The organism is Cryobacterium soli (genome assembly GCF_003611035.1).
Taxonomy (GTDB): domain Bacteria; phylum Actinomycetota; class Actinomycetes; order Actinomycetales; family Microbacteriaceae; genus Cryobacterium; species Cryobacterium soli.
Genome location: NZ_CP030033.1, coordinates 3,043,123 through 3,060,354, shown reverse-complemented (window position 1 = coordinate 3,060,354; position 17,232 = coordinate 3,043,123). Strand labels below are relative to the sequence as shown.

The 17,232-nt window shown below is 70.8% G+C and carries 16 protein-coding genes; 11 read left to right on the top strand and 5 right to left on the bottom strand.

Annotation, left to right across the window (positions count from 1 at the left end; all coding sequences use genetic code 11):
- The first annotated feature begins 112 nt into the window (after nt 1–112).
- The 8 genes from DOE79_RS14185 (at nt 113) to DOE79_RS14150 (ending at nt 7,476) form a co-directional block, all read left to right on the top strand.
- Nucleotides 113–1,105 carry a putative F420-0 ABC transporter substrate-binding protein gene (locus DOE79_RS14185; protein ID WP_120339065.1) on the top strand — a complete coding sequence of 331 codons (993 nt, stop codon included), beginning with the start codon at nt 113–115 and terminating at the stop codon, nt 1,103–1,105.
- A gap of 54 nt (nt 1,106–1,159) precedes the next feature.
- Nucleotides 1,160–2,284, top strand: a complete 1,125-nt coding sequence (locus tag DOE79_RS14180; protein WP_120339064.1) for a putative F420-0 ABC transporter permease subunit — start codon at nt 1,160–1,162, stop codon at nt 2,282–2,284.
- Nucleotides 2,285–2,448: 164 nt separating this feature from the next.
- Nucleotides 2,449–3,261 carry an ABC transporter ATP-binding protein gene (locus DOE79_RS14175; RefSeq protein ID WP_120339063.1) on the top strand — a complete coding sequence of 271 codons (813 nt, stop codon included), beginning with the start codon at nt 2,449–2,451 and terminating at the stop codon, nt 3,259–3,261.
- A gap of 30 nt (nt 3,262–3,291) precedes the next feature.
- Nucleotides 3,292–4,353 (top strand): 2-phospho-L-lactate transferase, encoded by a 1,062-nt coding sequence (gene cofD / locus DOE79_RS14170; protein WP_120339062.1) that lies wholly within the window; start codon nt 3,292–3,294, stop codon nt 4,351–4,353.
- Nucleotides 4,350–4,835, top strand: coding sequence for an ASCH domain-containing protein (locus DOE79_RS14165; protein ID WP_120339061.1), 486 nt, complete (start codon nt 4,350–4,352; stop codon nt 4,833–4,835). The genes cofD and DOE79_RS14165 overlap by 4 nt, the downstream gene beginning before the upstream one ends.
- Nucleotides 4,836–4,942: 107 nt before the next feature.
- Nucleotides 4,943–5,896, top strand: a complete 954-nt coding sequence (locus DOE79_RS14160; protein ID WP_220094238.1) for an alpha/beta fold hydrolase — start codon at nt 4,943–4,945, stop codon at nt 5,894–5,896.
- A complete protein-coding gene (locus DOE79_RS14155) occupies nt 5,880–6,650 on the top strand; it encodes a DUF4386 family protein (protein WP_162942759.1) in 771 nt (256 codons plus the stop codon). Before DOE79_RS14160 ends, DOE79_RS14155 begins: the two co-directional genes overlap by 17 nt.
- Before the next feature lie 106 nt (nt 6,651–6,756).
- Nucleotides 6,757–7,476, top strand: a complete 720-nt coding sequence (locus tag DOE79_RS14150; RefSeq protein ID WP_162942758.1) for a lysoplasmalogenase — start codon at nt 6,757–6,759, stop codon at nt 7,474–7,476.
- A gap of 42 nt (nt 7,477–7,518) precedes the next feature.
- Here the strand turns inward: DOE79_RS14150 and DOE79_RS14145 are convergent, their stop codons facing one another.
- Genes DOE79_RS14145 through DOE79_RS14135 form a run of 3 tightly spaced genes read right to left on the bottom strand, consistent with a single transcriptional unit; the run spans nt 7,519 to nt 11,705 of the window.
- Nucleotides 7,519–10,203, bottom strand: a complete 2,685-nt coding sequence (locus DOE79_RS14145) for a multicopper oxidase domain-containing protein (protein WP_120339057.1) — start codon at nt 10,201–10,203, stop codon at nt 7,519–7,521.
- Nucleotides 10,200–11,360 carry a hypothetical protein gene (locus DOE79_RS14140; protein ID WP_220094237.1) on the bottom strand — a complete coding sequence of 387 codons (1,161 nt, stop codon included), beginning with the start codon at nt 11,358–11,360 and terminating at the stop codon, nt 10,200–10,202. Before DOE79_RS14140 ends, DOE79_RS14145 begins: the two co-directional genes overlap by 4 nt.
- A gap of 21 nt (nt 11,361–11,381) precedes the next feature.
- Nucleotides 11,382–11,705, bottom strand: a complete 324-nt coding sequence (locus DOE79_RS14135) for a DUF2249 domain-containing protein (protein WP_120339056.1) — start codon at nt 11,703–11,705, stop codon at nt 11,382–11,384.
- Nucleotides 11,706–11,834: 129 nt separating this feature from the next.
- Between DOE79_RS14135 and DOE79_RS14130 the strand changes: the two genes are divergently transcribed.
- The gene (locus DOE79_RS14130) at nt 11,835–12,173 is read left to right on the top strand and encodes a non-heme iron oxygenase ferredoxin subunit (RefSeq protein ID WP_245976949.1); all 339 of its coding nucleotides are present in this window, start codon (nt 11,835–11,837) and stop codon (nt 12,171–12,173) included.
- A gap of 152 nt (nt 12,174–12,325) precedes the next feature.
- Nucleotides 12,326–12,979 (top strand): DedA family protein, encoded by a 654-nt coding sequence (locus tag DOE79_RS14125; protein WP_120339054.1) that lies wholly within the window; start codon nt 12,326–12,328, stop codon nt 12,977–12,979.
- 34 nt (nt 12,980–13,013) lie between these two features.
- On the opposite strand, the gene DOE79_RS14120 is transcribed toward DOE79_RS14125, so the two are convergent.
- Together DOE79_RS14120 and moaA are read right to left on the bottom strand one after the other, a co-directional pair.
- The gene (locus tag DOE79_RS14120; RefSeq protein WP_120339053.1) at nt 13,014–13,751 is read right to left on the bottom strand and encodes a helix-turn-helix transcriptional regulator; all 738 of its coding nucleotides are present in this window, start codon (nt 13,749–13,751) and stop codon (nt 13,014–13,016) included.
- A gap of 45 nt (nt 13,752–13,796) precedes the next feature.
- Nucleotides 13,797–14,861, bottom strand: a complete 1,065-nt coding sequence (moaA, locus tag DOE79_RS14115) for a GTP 3',8-cyclase MoaA (RefSeq protein WP_425455724.1) — start codon at nt 14,859–14,861, stop codon at nt 13,797–13,799.
- A gap of 378 nt (nt 14,862–15,239) precedes the next feature.
- Here moaA and DOE79_RS21055 point away from each other — a divergent pair, with 378 nt between their 5' ends.
- Nucleotides 15,240–17,171: an HNH endonuclease signature motif containing protein gene (locus DOE79_RS21055; protein ID WP_162942757.1), complete on the top strand. Its 1,932-nt coding sequence runs from the start codon at nt 15,240–15,242 to the stop codon at nt 17,169–17,171.
- The last annotated feature ends 61 nt before the right edge of the window (nt 17,172–17,232 follow it).

Sequence of the window (17,232 nt, the reverse complement as noted above, 5' to 3'; positions counted from 1 at the left end):
TCCTCCGTTGGAGGCACAGCCTCTCGCCACTGCGTTGCGGTGTGGTTCTCACGCCGTCGCCGCTGTGTCGGCGCCGCCGACGGATGCCGGGCTCCCGCCTCAGATTGGCCTCATGAAGACTCGCTACCCCGCTCTCGCCGCCACCGCGGCCGTGCTGCTGCTGGCCGGCTGCGCATCCGGCTCGACCGGTGCCGCGCCTGTCGCCACGGCCTCGCCCGGAGGCCCGGGCGCGTACCCCGTGTCCTTCGACAACTGCGACACCTCGCTCACCCTCACGGCCGCCCCCGAGCGGATCGTGACGATCAAGTCCACCACCACCGAGCTGCTCCTGACCCTCGGACTCGGCGACCGCATCGTGGGCTCGGCGTTCCTCGACGGCCCGCTGCCGGCATCCCTCGCCGAAGAGGGTGCCGATCTCAATGTGATCAGCGACTTCGTTCCCGGCCAGGAGGCTGTTCTGGCGCTGAACCCCGACTTCGTCTACGGCGGTTGGGAGTCCAACTTCTCGGCCGACGGCGTGGGCGAACGCGACGCACTCGAGGCCCTCGGCATCGGCAGCTACGTGTCGCCGGCCGCCTGCAAGGGCGACGCGATGCCCGACCCGCTCACCTTCGACACGGTGTTCGGCGAGATCGATGAGGCCGGCACGCTCTTCGGGGTTCCGGATGCTGCCGCCACGCTCGTCTCCGACCAGGAGGCCGCGCTGGCCGCGCTGGAGCCCGCCACCGGGGAGACCACGGCGCTCTGGTACTCGAGTGGCACCGATACTCCGTATGTGGGCGCCGGCATCGGCGCTCCTCAGATGATCATGGATGCCGCGGGCCTGACCAACATCTTCGCCGACGTGCACGACACCTGGACCTCGGCCGGCTGGGAGTCGGTCGTTGCGGCCAACCCGAGCGTGATCGTGCTCGTGGACGCCACCTGGAACACCGCGGACTCCAAGATCGCGCTGCTCGAGGGCAACCCGGCCACCGCCGGGCTCGACGCCGTCGTGAACCACCGCTACATCACCGTGCCGTTCGCGGCCGGTGAGGCCGGCATCCGCAACGTTGAGGCGGCCGGGTCGATCATCGACCAGCTTGCCGCTCTCGACGCGAAGTAAGTCGCTCGAACGCATCGACCGTTCGCACCGAGGAGCAGGAATGAGGGAGCAGGGATGACCGGAACGACGCACCCCCGCAACACTCCTCCGTCGTTGCAGGAGCGCGCCCCCCGCGGGAGCCGCGATGCGGCATCCGTCACAGTGCGTCGCGGCCGGCCGGGCCCGTACCTGTTCTGGCTGGTCACCGCGTTCGTGGCCCTGCTTCTCGGCTGCGCCGTCGCCGTGACCATCGGCCCGGCCAACGTGAGTCTGGCGCAGGTCCTGGGCAGCGTCGGCAGCCACCTCGGCCTGCCCGGGCTCGCCGGTGGGACCCCGGTGCCGCCGCTCACCGACGCCATCGTGTGGCAGCTGCGGATGCCGCGCGTGCTCACGGCCGCGATGGTGGGCGCGGGCCTCGCCCTCAGCGGTGCGGTCATGCAGAGCGTCACCCGCAACCCGCTGGCCGACCCGTACCTGCTCGGACTGTCGTCAGGGGCGTCGCTCGGCGCGGTCTGCGTGGTCATCCTCGGCGTGGGGTTCGCGCTGCCGGCGGCGGCGTTCGCCGGTGCCCTTGTAGCCCTGTTCGCCACCCTCAACATCGCCCGTGTCGGCGGCAGCATCACCCCGGGCCGCGCCGTGCTGGCCGGGCTGGCGATCGCCCAGCTGGGTTCGGCCGGCACCTCGTTCATCATCTTCTGGGCCGCCAAGGGCGACTCCTACCGGGAAATCCTCAACTGGCTACTCGGCTCCCTGGCCGGCAGTTCCTGGACCAGCGTGCTGATCTCCGCGACCGCCCTGGTCGTGGTGGGCACGGGCATCCTGCTCGCCGCCAGCCGGCTGGATGCGTTCACCTTCGGCGACACGAACGCCGCGTCGCTGGGCATCAACGTGAACGCCACCCGCTGGGGATTCCTCGTGGCGGTCGCGCTACTCACCGGCGCGATGGTGGCGGTGAGCGGGGCGATCGGGTTCGTGGGGCTGATCCTGCCGCACCTCGTGCGCGGACTCAGCGGTCCGGGGCACCGACGCCTGCTGCCGCTCGTCGCGGTGGTCGGAGCGCTGTTCCTGGTGCTAGCCGATACCCTCGCCCGAACGGTGTTCGACCCCCGGGAGCTGCCCGTGGGCATCATCACGGCGTTCATCGGGGTGCCCGTGTTCATCCTGCTGATCAAGCGCAAGCGAAGCGCGGCCTGGGCATGAGCGCCGAGCGCGAGTCTGCCGCATCGGGCGCCGAGACATCCGTAAGTGCGGCCGCCTTCGCTGCTGCCTCACCCGCATCCCGACTTGCCGCAAAAACCCCTCTCGAGGGCGTTGAAGGGGAGCTTTCACGCAACTCGCGAGCGCAGGGCTCCGCTCCGAGCGCCATGACGGGCGAGTTCAGCGCGCCGGACGACGGCGTGGTGCTCGACGGGATCTCCCTCAGCCTCGAGGGGGCGCACATCCTGCACGAGATCTCGGCGCGCCTGCCGTCGGGCACCGTCACCGGGCTGCTCGGGCCCAACGGCGCCGGCAAGTCGAGCCTGCTGCGCATCATCGCCGGCATCGACCGGGCGGATGCCGGCACCGTCAGCCTTGACGGCACTGTCGTGGGGTTGCTCCGCCGGCGGGAGGCCGCGCGGCGCATCGCCCTTCTCGAGCAGAACGTGGCGCCCAGTGTGGACCTCTCCGTTCGGGAGGTCGTGCTGCTCGGCCGCATCCCGCACCGGAGCCGGCTGCTCGGCAGCTTCGGCAGCGAGGACGACCTCGGCGTGGCCACCGAGGCCCTCGCGATGGTTGGCGCCGCCGACCTCATCGAGCGGCGCTGGCACACGCTCAGCGGCGGCCAGCAGCAGCGGGTGCAGATCGCCCGGGCGCTGGCCCAGCGGCCGAGCCTGCTGTTGCTGGACGAACCGACCAACCACCTCGACGTGAGCGCGCAGCTGTCGCTGCTGCACCAGGTGCGCGGCCTCGGCCTCACCTCGGTGCTCGCCCTGCACGACCTCAATCTCGCGGCCGCATACTGCGACCGCATCGTGCTGCTGCAGGCCGGGCAGGTGGCCGCATTCGGCACGCCCGCCGAGGTGCTGCGCCCCGACATCATCGAAGCGGTCTACGGCGTCGACTGCGACATCGTGCCGCATCCGCGCACCGGGCATCCAGTGATCGTGTTCTCCGGGCCCTCGCCAACCGGCACCTGACAGCCCCACTGATCTACCGAAGGAACCCCCATGACCCGAGTCACAGTTCTCGCCGGCGGCGTCGGCGGCGCCCGCTTCACTCGCGGGTTGTTGCAGCACCTGGCCTCCGAGGACGCACGAGATGCGGCGAATGTCCCCATCGGCGGCGCGGAAGGGGCACCTTCCGGCAACTCGGCGGAGGGGCGGGGCAGCGAGGTCACCGTGATCGTCAACACCGGCGACGACATGTGGCTCGACGGGCTGCGCATCTGCCCCGACCTCGACACCGTGATGTACACGCTCGGCGGCGGCATCAGCGAGGAGCAGGGCTGGGGCCGGGCCGAAGAGTCCCGGCGCACCTCGGCCGAGATCGCCGCCTACGGCCGCGGCTGGTCCTGGTTCACCCTCGGCGACCTCGACCTGGCCACCCACATCGTGCGCACGGACCTGCTCAAGAACGGCGCCACGCTCAGCGCGGCCACCGAGTTCCTCTGCCGCCGCTGGCAGCCCGGCGCCCGGCTGCTGCCGATGAGCGACCAGTTCGTGGAGACCCACGTGCGCCTCGCCGAGGACACCGATGAGCACCGCGCCGGCGACCTCATCCACTTCGAGGAGTGGTGGGTGCGCTACCGCGCCACGGTGCCCGTCACCGAGTTCGTGCAGGTGGGCCTGGCCGACGCCGTCGCGGCGCCCGGCGTGCTCGAGGCCATCCGTGACGCCGACGTGGTGATCCTGCCGCCGTCGAACCCCGTCGTGTCGGTGGGCACCATCCTCGCCATTCCCGGCATCCGGGATGCCCTGCGCACCACCTCGGCCCGCGTGGTGGGCATCTCCCCCATCATCGCCGGCTCCGCGGTGCGCGGCATGGCCGACGCCTGCCTGAGCACGATCGGTGTGGAGACGTCGGCGCTCGCGGTGGGGCTGCACTACGGTTCCCGGCAGGGCGACGGGGTGCTCGACGCCTGGCTGGTCGACGAGACGGATGCCGCGGCCGTGCCCGAGCTCGAGGCCGCCGGCATCCGCTCGGCCGCGGTGCCGCTCTGGATGACGGATGTGGCCGCCACCGCTCAGATCGCGGCCGAGGCGCTGCGCAGCGAGGTGGCGGCCCGATGACGGATCCGTTCGATCCGTCCGCCGGCACCGGCGGGGACCACGCGGCACCCGACTCGCTTCCGGTCGCCGAGTTCGCATTCCCCGGACCGCTGCGGGACCGGCTCGTCGCCGCGATTCTGGACGGCTCGAAGACCGCGACCACGTCCACCCTGGTGGAGTACGGCGTCGAGAACGAGCCGCTGCCCGAGGTCGGGGCACGCCAGGTGCTCATCGACTCCGCCGGGCAGCCGGTGGCGATCATCGAGACGACGGCGGTGCAGGTGGTGCGCCTGGCCGACGTCGACGTGCGCCATGCCCGCGACGAGGGCGAGGGCCACGACTCGGTGGCCGGTTGGCGCGCCGCCCACGAGGCGTTCTGGACCAGCCCCGATATGCGCGGCCACCTGGACGACCCCACCTTCAGCGTCACCGACGACACCCCGGTGGTACTCGAGCGGCTGCGCGTGGTGGAACTCCTACCCGGGGAACAGCACCGCTCCTGACCCCGCGGCCGGCCGGGGCACTCCCCCGCACTCCCCGCCCGCGCTACTCTCGCCTACGTCGCACAGCCCCGCGGTCGCCCGACCGCACCCGAGCGAAGGGCAGCCGCATGCCAGCACCTTCCCCGCTACCGCGCATCCACGGCACCTGGCCCGGCGGGATGCCCTACCTCTCCATCGGGTCAGGCACCCCGCTGCTCTTCCTGCCGGGCCTCACTCCCAACCATGAGCCGCCCACCGGTGCTGACCGCCGATTCCAGACCCGGATGCTGCTGCCCTTCGCCGCCACCCGCCGGGTGTGGTGGGTCAACCGGCGGCCGGGCCTCGACCCCGACGCCACCATGGCCGACATCGCGGCGGACTACTCGTTCGCCATGCGGCAGCGCTTCAACGGCCCCATCGATGTGATGGGGCAGTCCACCGGCGGAAGCGTGGCCTTACAGCTTGCGGCCGATCATCCGGACCTGGTGAAACGCCTCGTTATCGTGTCAGCCGCACACCGTCTGGGCACCGAGGGCCGCGACACCGCGCTGAGGGTCTCCGACGACGTGCTCGACGGCCGGCCGCGCACCGCCTACGCCGAACTCATGCGGATGCTCGGATCGGGCGCCGGCTCGCAGCGGATGCTCGCCGGCATCGGCTGGCTGCTCGGCAAGAACTACTTCGCGCACGCCAGCGCCGACCTGATGACCACCATCCGGGCCGAGGACGGCTTCGAGCTGTACAGCCGGCTGGGTGAGATCACCGCGCCCACTCTGGTGGTGGGCGGGGAACGGGATGCGTTCTACTCGCCCGAGCTGTTCCAGCAGACGGCGGCGGGGATCCCCCACGGCCGGCTCGCTCTCTACCCCGGCCGGGGTCATCTCGCCACGACGAGCGACCCGCGGTTCGTCTCCGACGTGCTCTCGTTCATCGACCCGCCCGACGAGACCGCAGACGACCCGGCAGGCGCGCCGACCGCCGAACGTCCCCCTGATGCACCCGGCCGGCCGGCCGACGGCAGACCAGACCAGCCGAGCACCTCGGCCCGACCGCGCTCCGGTCACGATGACCTGGCGCGCTGACCGCTCTCCTCCCACGGCGGCGGAGGCCGCGACGGCGTGGCATGCCGCCTGGCATCCGCTCTACCGGGTGGGCGGCGTGGCCGCGCTGCTGTTCGTGGCTCTACTGCTGATCGCGCTGGTGCTCGACGCGCTGGCGCCGCCGCCGGTCACGGGCAGCGTGGAAACGCTGCTGTTCATCGCCGACAACAAGGCCGTGTATGTCGCCGAGCAGGTGCTCTGGATCGCGCCGGGCTACCTGATGGTGCTGGTTTTCGTCACCCTTGGGGTGGCGTTGGCGCCGGTGGGCCGCAGTTGGGCGGTGCTCGCCGGGCTGCTCGGTGCGCTGCCCTGGGCGCTGTCGCTGGCAATCCCCGTCTCCACCAGGGGGTCGCTGATCCTGGTGACCCTGAGCGACCGGTTTGTGACGGCCGCGGCGAGCGAGCGGCCCGCCATCGTGGCGGCGGCCGAGGCCGTGGTCGCGGAGAACAACACCCTGACGCTCACCGGTCCACTTTCCGCCATCGGCCTTCTGGTGGCCGCGCTGGCGATGACCCGGGGCGTGTTCCCCTCGATCCTGGGCTGGCTCGGCGTCGCCGCCGGCGTGCTGGGGGTGGCCGCGGAGCTGCTGCGGTTCGTCGTGCCCGACCTGTACCTGGGCGCACTGCTGCAGTGGGTCTGGGTCGTGTGGACGGGGCTCGTGCTACTCCGTCTCGGCCGGCCGCACCCCACAACCGCCCCGGCCCCACCTCGATCCAAGGCAGGGCAGGGCAGCTGAGGCAGCGGCTCCATTGCCGCCACTACTGTGACGCGCAACCGGCCGGATTCGTCACGACCCGGCCGGAAATACCGCCATGCGTCGGGGGCCCGGGTCGCTACAGTGAGTGGCACGCACCTCCCTCGACGAAGTGAGCACAGTGCCAGAAACCCGCGACGTGGCCCGGCCGGCGCCACCAGTCCGTGCATTCCTGCCGATCCTCGTGGTCGGTGTGATCCACTTGGGAGCCATCCTGCTCTCGCTCGACGGCGTCGTGGAGTGGACGAAGCCGCTGCTCATGCCGGCGCTGCTGATCGGGCTGCTCTGGGCCGCGCCACAGAGTCGCGCGCCCGCGATCCTGCTCGGAACGCTCGCCCTCACGCTCTCCTGGCTGGGCGACATCACCCTCCGGTGGTTCGTCATCGGGCTCGCCTGCTTCCTGATGGCGCACATCGTCTACCTGGTGCTCTTCGTCAGCCGGCTGGCCGTGCAGCGGATGCGCTGGTGGGCGCTCGTCTACGCGGTCTGGCTCGTCGTGCTGCTCGCGCTTCTCGCACCGGGCACCGGCGCGCTGCTGATTCCGGTGATCGCCTACGGCACCGTGCTCTGCGCCATGGCAGCGGTCGCCTCCCGGTGCAACCGCTGGGTCGCGGTCGGCGGGGCGCTGTTCGTGGCCTCCGACTCGATCCTGGCGCTGAACAAGTTCCTGCCGGATTTCAGCCTGCCCCTGGCGGACTTCCTCATAATGGTCACCTATCTCGCGGCACAGACCCTGATCGTGTGGGGCATCCTGCGGCACGAACGGGCACGGGTGGCGACGCTGGAGGTCGCCTCCGCGGCCGGGTGATGGCCGCGCCCGGAGCCTGAACCCCGACGCGGTCCGGCTCGCTCACGGCACCACCTCGATGATGCCGCGGGCGCCCTTCTCGGCATCCGACATGACGTGGCTGACGAACGGGTAGTGTCCGGCCTGGCCGAACGTGAGCTCGACGAAACCGCCCTGCGCCGCGGCGAGGTCGAGCACCTGGGACCCACCCGTGCCAGTGCTGCCGCCGTCTTTCAAGACGTAGTCGCCCTCCTTGTAGACGGTGTGGAACTGGCCGCCGACGACATGGAAGGCGCTGCCCACGTTGGGGCCGGCATCCAGCACCCAGACGCGCACCGTCTCGCCGACGCGGGCCGTGAGCGGGCGGGCGACATACTGGTTGGCGTAGCCGTTGAAGACGACCAGGTCGGGGGTCTGCGCCGCAACCTTGAGCGCGTCGACCTCGCCGCCCTGCGCGCCGAGATAGAGCTCGGACTGCACGACGAGGTATTCGCGGTCCACCGCGGCCAGGCCCGGCGGGTCGATGATGACGGCTCCGAACATGCCGTTGGCGATATGCACCGACATGGGCATGGTGGAGCAGTGGTAGAGCCAGATGCCCGACCGGGTGGCGGTGAACGTGTAGACCAGGCTCCCGCCGGGCTGGATGGTGCGCATCACGGCATCCGGGGCGACTCCCCCGGCGTGGAAATCGATGGAGTGCCCAACCGTGCCCTTGTTCACCAGGGTGATCTCGAAGACATCCCCCACCGTGCCGCGCAGGGTGGGGCCGGGCGCGGTGCCGTTGAAGGTCCACAGCATCTGGGTCACGCCGGGTGCCACCTCGGTCTTGAGGTCCCGCACCACCAGGGTCTGGCGGTGCACGGTGACGCCTGGAGCAGGCGGCAGCGCGGCATCCCGCGCCTCGAAGCCGGCATCGGGCTCTGCCATCGGGTCGAGGTCGGCGGCGGCGGATGCTCCGGCCGCACTGGCGTGGCCGGTGTGGCCGCCATCCGCGGACATGCCGTCCATGCCGTCCATCGTCGTGTCCTCGCCGTCGGCGGCCGCACCACCGCTCGATTCGCTGCCTGCGGCTGAATCACTGCCGCCGACCGCCACGATCCTGATCGTCATACCGAGCAGCCGGTGCCCGGCGATCGAGCACCAACCGTCCACACTGGCGCCGATGACGCCCACGGCCACGCTCTCGGTGGCGCCGGGGTCGAGCGACCCCGAGACGAAACCGGACTCGAGCACCAGGTTGTGGGTCATCTCGTCGCGGTTGGTGAGGGTGATCACGAGGTCGTCGCCCACCGGCACCTCGACGCGGTCAGGCACGAAACGGGTGCCGACCATGTCCACGGCCACCGTGGTGGTGTGCCCGGTCGCGGCGGCGGAACCGGCTGCGGCGGCCTGGGTGGACACCGTGGACAGGCCCACCGAGGCCGGGTCGGCCACGATACCCACGGTGACCGTGAGCAGCAGCGCGGTCGCGGCCGCGAGCATCCGCCCGGTGCTGCGCGGCCGCTCGCCCGGAGTCGGCCGTTCGCCGGGCGCGACGCGCACCAGGGGCAGCGCGCGTACCCGCCGGTTGGCGCGGAGGGCCCGGGCGAACAGCACCAGGAAGCTCGCGAGGGTGGCCACGACCAGCACCGACAGTGCCACCGTGAGGGTGCTGGAGACGGGGCGCAGCGACAGGCCCAGAGCGCCGTTGACGACCACGACCCGAAACAGGCCGGCCCGGTCGAGCTCGGCCGCCGTGGCCTTGAGGGCGGCAGGGCCGCCGCCGAGCACCACCGGCACCAGGTGGCTGAGGGCGCCGAGCAGGATCTGCGCGGCGAAGCCGACCGCGAAATACGGCACCAGGGTCTCGACGCCGGCGGCCGCGGCCGTCCAGCTGGGGGCGAGGGCCACCCGCAGGCCGAAACCGAGGGTGCACAGCGCGAACCAGAGTTGCGCCGCGCCCAGGCTCCAGGCGGCGAACGTCACGGCGGGCGCCCGGCGCAGGTGCCCGATGCCCTCCCACAGCACCCGGCCCAGCGCCACCAGGTAGACGAGCACACCGAGCGCCACGACCAGGCGCAGGTCGGCCAGGCAGCCGAGCGCGATGAGGCCGAGCCCACCCGTCAGCACGGCCAGCGTGCTGCCGGCGGCCACCGTGGCGCCGTCGACGCGGGTGTGCAGCACGGTGGGCCAGAGCAGCGCGATGGTGCCGATCACGGTGAGGCCCACCCAGCCGAGCAGGTTGAGGCCGAGGTGGCCGATGAACAGGCGTTCGTAGGATTCGCCGCCACCGTCGAGCCGCGCCATCAGGATGCCCAGGGTCACGCCGGCCGCAAGCATCACGGCGCTGACGACGTAATACCGCACGAGCGGGGCGAACCGGCCCGGCAGTGCGCCGCGGGACTGGCTCACGATCACGCCGGCATGGGCGAGGGCGTTCAGCCCCACCAGGATGCCGCCGACCAGCACGAGCGGGAACCAGCCGGCCACCACGCCTGCCATCACCAGCACGGCGCCCACAGTGTGCGTGCTCAGGCGAAGCCCGAGCGAAAGCCGGTGGCCGAGGGCCTTCCGGCGCAGCAGGGTGTCGGCGAAGTGCTGGCTCCAGATCAGGATGGCCGTGCTCACCGCGCCCAGCAAGACCAGGTGCACCAGCAACCAGCCCGACGACGGGAGCTGGCGGTGCACCACCGTAAGGATCACCGCGGCGGCCAGCCAGGCGGGCACCAGGCTGCCCGAGACGATGTGCCAGAGCTTGTCCTTCATGAGAGCGGCCCCCGCAGAAGGGATGTGGTGCCGCGCAGCACCGAGACGACCGCCACACCCACGAACAGCAGCACGGCGACGATGTTGAACACCCCGCCCCACTGCACCAGCACCGGCCTGCCGTAGGCGTCGCCGAGCAGCAGCCGGGTGAGCAGGGAGACGTGCAGCAGCGCCGCCGGCAGGTACATCACCGGCCGGTAGGGCAGCGGCCGGCGCAGCACGGCGGGCAGGATCGTGGGCGCGTGCGCCATGATCATCGACATCACGAAACCCAGGAACACGGCGTGCATCATGGCGTCGTAGGCGGGGCCGGAGTAGACCGGGCCCCGCAGCAGCCAGATGCCGCCCACCACCAGCAACCAGCCGTAGCCGGCCAGCAGGCAGCAGGCCATGTAGCGGGGCAGTCCTGTGGAGCGCACCATACGGGTGGCGATGTCGTGCCGGAACAGCCAGGCCACCAGCGCCAGCACGCCGACGCCCAGCAGGGGGTACCCGGCGACGGGCCAGACCAGGGCCACGACCGAGCCGAAACTGAGGGTGAGGGTGATGCCCAGCATCCACTGTTCGGCCCGGCGGTTCACTGTGGGCGAGATGCGTGAGAGTTCGAGGCGTTCGCCGGCGATGGTGAGCACCAGGTAGAGGACGAGCAGCGGTGCGAGCTGCGGGATGCCGATGCCGCGCAGCCAGAAGACCGTGGCCATCAGCCCGCTCAGGGCGCCGAGCACCTGCACCGCGGTGGAGACCGACCCCTGCTTGCGCCAGATCTCGGCGTAGATGGCCAGCAATATGACGCAGCCGCCGACCAGGGCGACCTGGCCCACGACCACGGGCAGCGGTGAGATGAGCGCGATGCCACCGGCGCCGAGCAGCCCGGGAGCGAGATAGGCCCAGGCGCGGCGCACGGCAACGGCCCGTTCGAGCACCACCACGGTGCCGACGAAGCCGAACACCATCAGCGGGCCGTGCACCTCGGTGAGCCGCTCGCTGGTGACTGGCGCGGTCAGACCGAGGAGTTGCAGGGCGCCGTCCAGCCCGGCCAGCAGGGCGATGCCGCCGAGTAGCAGGAAGCCGAGCCGCGCGGTCACCCGCGGCCGCGCCGCCGGGCCGGTGCCGCGCGCGGCGCTGCCGGTGCGACGGAGGGGGCTGAGCGCGGTCATGGGCGGGCGCGGCAGGCGGCGTTACTGCGCGCGGGTGAGGCGGATGGTCCAGGCCTCCGGGCCGCGCTCGAGATAGGACACTGTGAAAGCGCCCGGGTGGGTGCGCTCGAGCTGCGCGAGCAGCGGCAGCGGGTCGTGCGGGGCGATCAGGTCGAGGGCAAAACCGGGCCGGATGACCTCGAGTGCGCCGAAGATCGTGGCGTGACGGATGGCGTGCGGGATGGTGCGGGCGTCGAGCACGATGGTCTCGGCATCCTCGTGGCCGCAGGCGCAGGCGGAGGGATCTGCTGTCTCATCGACGTCACCCGGACGGCTGGACGACAGGATGATCGGTTCGGCGGTCATGGTTCCTCCTCGGGTGGGTCGGACGACCCTATGGGCCCACTTTAGAGGAAAGCTATCCTTTCAATTAGGACGTTAGACCTACGTCGACAACGGATGCCGACCCACGAGGACGGCGGGAATGAGGAGCAGGTGCCAACCAGGGTGTGCGCGGAATCCGAGCTGGAGCTCGGCGAAGCGATCAAGGTGATCGTCGACGGCGTGGCGGTGGCACTGGTGAAAGACAGCGCCGGCAATTGCTTCGCGCTGGGCGACATGTGCTCGCACGCCGACATCTCGCTCTCGGACGGCTTCGTCGAGGGCGACGACCTGGAGTGCTGGGCGCACGGCGGCCGGTTCGAGCTGGCCACCGGGCGGGCGCGCACCCTGCCGGCGTCGGAACCGGTGCCGGTGTATCCGCTCACCATCGTCGACGGCGAGGTCTACGTGGATGTCAGCACGCAGGTGGACGTGTCGGCCTACGTCGCCTGACGGTCGGGCGGCCGGGGGTCCGCCGGGCGGCGACCGGGATGTCATTCCCGGGGATGACCCGCAGGGCACCCAGGGTGGACGCCGTTTCGCGAGGGATTTTCTAGCCTCGAAGTAACGCATCCCGCGCATCGGCACCCGATCGAATCGACCCCATGGACCTGCTCACCGACTTCCTGCTCGCTGCCGTGAGCTCGCCCTGGGTCTACCTCGTGGTGTTCGCCGTGGTCGTGATCGACGGCTTCTTCCCGCCGGTGCCGAGCGAGAGCATCGTTGTGGTCGCAGCCGCGCTCGGTGTCAGCGCAGGAACGCCCAATCCCGTGGTGATCGTGGTGCTGGCGGCCGTCGGCGCCGCCGTGGGGGACAACATCGCCTACTGGTTGGGTCGCCGGATCGGTGTCGATCGGTTCCGTTGGATGCGCGGCCGCCGCACCGCCGCCGCGCTCGACCGGGCGGGCCGTGGCCTCGCCCGACGTCCGGCCAGCCTGCTCCTCGTGGCCCGGTACATCCCGGTGGGCCGCGTCGCCGTGAACATGACGGCCGGCGCGACCGGCCTGCCGCACCGGCGTTTCTGGCCGCTCACTGTGCTGGCCGGAGCCTGTTGGGCGGTCTACTCCGTGCTCATCGGCGTCCTGGCCGGCAACGCGTTCCGGGACCAGCCGATGCTCGGTGCCACTATCGGCGTCGTGCTCGCCCTCTGCCTCGGCGTGCTGGTCGACCGGGTCGCGGCCATGATCGCCCACCGCCGCCGCACCTCGGCACTGCCAGAACTCCCCACCCGCCCGCAACCCTCGCGAACTCTGAGCTGAGCCCCACTTTCGGGCGATTTCTGGGGCCTGAGTCTCAGTTCGCGACGGGGGCGGGAAGATGCACGAGGCACAGGGTCGGCTGCACGAAGAGCTGCAGGCGGATACCCGTGGCGTCGTGTCCGAGGGAGCGCGCGAGGCCCTTCATGAGGCCGAGGTGCACGGAACAGACCACGTCGGGGTTGGCTCGCGCCTCGGCCCGGAAGGGGCAGGCGGGCAAGGCGATGGTGCGCTCGTCGGCGCGCAGCTCGGGCTCGAAACCGATCTCGGTGAGCACCCGCATCAAGGGCGGCACGAGGTCCGCGCCTGGTGCGGCATCCGTTACGTCGTCGGCGGATGCGGCGGCGGCCGGGAGGCCTGGTGTGGATGCGGCACCGGCGGCAGCCGCGGCGACCGTCTCGTACTGCGCCGACCAGCGTTCGCCGGCACGGACCGCGCGGGCGCGGCCGCCGTCGGCGTCCTCACCGATCACCGCGGCGAGGGCCTGGGTGAGCTGCTGTTGAGCCTCATCGGCAGGCACTGGAACCACTGCCGCGCTGAACAGCACGCGCGGGCGGCCGCGCTGGCCGGCCCGGGCGACCTGGCGCTCCACGAGTCCGGCGGCCTCGAGTTGCTCGAGGTGGAAGCGGGCCGTGGTGACGTGCAGCCCGAGGGCCGTGGCAACGGCGCCCACCTCCAGCGGGAGGGCGGAGTCGCTGAGCAGCGCCAGGGCCCGGCGCCGTGGCTCACTGGCCAGGGCGGCGTGCCGGGCGGCACTCAGATCGGTCGAAACCATGATTTTAGAGTAGCAGCGTGCGTTTAAATGCTGGCGGGGCTATGCTCATCCGCCGATGTAGGACATCTCGATCTTCTTGCGGCCGGAGGAGCGCACCGCGCCGGTCTGGGCGCTGCGCAGCTGCGAGGCGCGGTCGGTGCGCTGGCGCCAGATGGCGCCCATGGCGGCGGAGAGGTGCTCGTCGGTGCTGCCGTCGCGGAGCAGCGCGCGCAGGTCGTGGCCCTCGCTGGCGAACAGGCAGGTGAAGAGCTTGCCGTCGGTGGAGACGCGGGCGCGCGAGCAGGTGTGGCAGAACGACTGGGTGACGCTGGAGATGAGGCCGATCTCGCCCTCGCCGTCGAGGTAGCGCCAGCGCCGACTGGTCTCGCCGGTGTAGTTGGGGGCCACTTCTTCGAGCGGCAGTTCGGCGTGGATGCGGTCGCGCACCTCGCTGGACGGCAGCACGGCGGCCATGTCCCAGCCGTTGCTCGTGCCCACGTCCATGAACTCGATGAAGCGCAGGATGTAGGGGGTCCCCTTGAAGTAGCGGGCCATGTTGACGATGTCGTGGTCGTTCTGGCCGCGCTTGACCACCATGTTGATCTTGATCGGGCCGAGGCCCACGGCGTGCGCGGCGTCGAGGCCGGCCAGGATGCGGGCGACCGGGAAGTTGACGTCGTTCATGGCGCGGAAGGTCGTGTCATCGAGCGAGTCGAGGGACACGGTCACCCGCTTGAGGCCGGCGTCCTTGAGCGCCTGCGCCTTCATCGCCAGGGCCGAACCGTTGGTGGTGAGGGCGATGTCGACCGGCCGGCCGGCCGGCGTGCGCAGTTCGGCTAGCATCGCGATGAGTTCTTCGAGGCCCTTCCGCAGCAGCGGCTCGCCGCCGGTGAGCCGGATCTTCTCCACGCCGTGCGCCACCGAGATGCGGGCCAGACGGGTCATCTCCTCGAACGAGAGCATCTCGTCGCGCGGCATGAAAGCGAAGTCCTTGCCGAAGACCTCCTTGGGCATGCAGTACACGCAGCGGAAGTTGCACCGGTCGGTGACGGAGAGGCGCAGGTCGTGCAGCGGCCGGTTGAGGGTGTCGACGAGCGGCGCATCCGTGTGCGGGGCAGGCAAAGCCGGCACTTCACCGGCCTGAAGCCTGACGAAGGGTACGGGGAGCGGTGTACCGGACACGTATCGACCCTAACCCCGAATCCTCCACGTTCCTCGCGCCGTGATCAGGGCTCGGTTCTTCCCCGGCGGAAATTTCGCCCCACACTTCTGGTGATGCCTAACTCCTGCGCTCGTAGCCGCCCGGGGAATCCGGGCGAGGAACTCCGGGGCCCTCGGCTCGGTAAGAGGAAAATTGAAGGAGTTATGCACATGCTGGACCGGGTTCACGGATGTGCGTGACTGTGGTGCTGGCGCGCCACACCAGGACTGGGATCGGGGCCCCAAAAAACTTATCCACACGTTGAGTTTTGCTCACACAAGGATGCGATATCGGGCTAGATTCGGGGCATGGCAATCCGGTCGAGCATCGCAGACACGTTCACCGTCGGGAACCCTCCCGACGGTGATTTTCGTGCCGCAACGGGTGCTGCTGCAGGGACCACTGACCGGGGTGCTGCGATCGCTGTCGAAGGGGCTGTCGATGCTGCTGTGGGCGGTGGCGACGGCCTCGTGGTCGCGGCGGCGAATGTGGCCCGGTTGGGCTGTTCGAGTGCCGATTACGACGCCCTGTCGGATGCCGACGTGTTGGCCGGGCAGCAGACCCTCGCCCGCGCCCAACGCGAGTTGGACACCCGCAAAGCGTGGATGGCGAAGACCCTCGCTCACCGGTCCCGGTGGGAGCTGGGCCAGGCGGGCTTGGCGAAGAAGCAGGGCTTCCTCTCCCCCGAAGCCCTGATCCAGGAGTTGACCGGTGCGAGCAAGGTCGAGTCCCGCAAACTCGTCGGCGTCGGCCAGATGCTCGCCGAGGCCGAAGCCGCCGAGATACAGGCCGCCGAAGCCGAAGCTGAGGCAGCCCGCCAGCTCGCCGACACGGCCCTCGACCCCGCCCTTGGCCCCGACGCGGACGCGCTCGAACCGGCCACTCCCCTGCTGCCGGCGCCGTGGCACGCGCCGATCAGCCGCGCGGTGAACGCCGGTACCCTCTCCGTCGATGCCGCCCACGCGATCCGCACCGGCCTGGGCGACATCGACACCGTCGTCACCGCACCGGTCCTCGCCGACGCCCTGGAGGGGTTACTCGCCGACGCCGGGACGATGAACGTGGACCAACTCCTCAAACGCGCCCGGCAGACCCGCGACAGCCTCGACGAAGCCGGCATCCGGGTGCGGGAACAGAAAGCCTGGGACGACCGCTACCTGCGCATCTGGACCCTGAACACCGGCCAGGTGCGGGTCGACGGATTGTTCCCACCGGAACAGGGCGAATTCATCAAGGCCACCTTCGACAGCCTCACCAGCCCCCGCCGCGGCGGCGTGCGCTTCGTCGACACCGAACGCGCCGCCTGGGCCAAACGCGTCCAGAACGACCCCCGCAGCACCGAACAGATCACCTGCGACGGCTTCATCGACCTGATCGAGGCCGGCACCACCATCAACCCGAACGAGATGCTCGGCGGCCGCCGCCCCACCGTGCAGATCCTCACCACCCGCGCCCCCGCAGCCCGCCCCGCAGCCACAGAAACCCCGGCCGACCGGCCCGCAGCCACAGAAGCCCCGACCGACCGGCCCGCAGCCATCGAAAACCCGACCAGCGGCACCCCCGCCACCCCGAACCCGGCCGGCGACACCACCCAGACCACCGGTACCACCTGGTTCACCGGATCCACCGGGTCCACCGGATCCAGCGGGTCCACCGGGTCCACCGGGTCCACCGGGTCCACCGGGCAGCCTCGACCACCCGGGATGGCGGAATCCACCGGGCCCTGCCCGCCGGACAGCCCGTTCCCGCCGGGATTCCTCCGCGACGCCGACAACATCCTGGTCTGCGAACCCGGACAACCCGGCCACGGCTACCTCGAAGGCAACACCGCACCCGTCTCCCAAGAAACCATCGAACGCCTCATCTGCGACTCGGCCACCATCCAGATCACCGTCGATGACCTGGGCCGGCCCCTGAACGTCGGCCACGAACAACGCCTCTTCAACCGGGCCCAACGCCGCGCCCTCGCCGCCCGCGACGGCGGCTGCCGCTGGCCCGGCTGCGACCGACCACCCGCCTTCACCGAAGCCCACCACATCCAACACTGGAAACGCGACCACGGCCGCACCGACATCAACCAGGGCATCCTGCTCTGCCACGCCCACCACATGCTGCTCCACAACCAAGGCTGGCAAATCCTCGAGAACACCGGCACCTACTGGCTGCGCCCACCCGCCACCATCGACCCCGGCCAAACACTCATCGAGATGCCCAGCCACCACCCGCCGAGCAGCACGTAACCCCGGCACCTCATCGGGTCTCGACAACCTCGACCGACGAGGTAGTCACCGTCGTCTACGA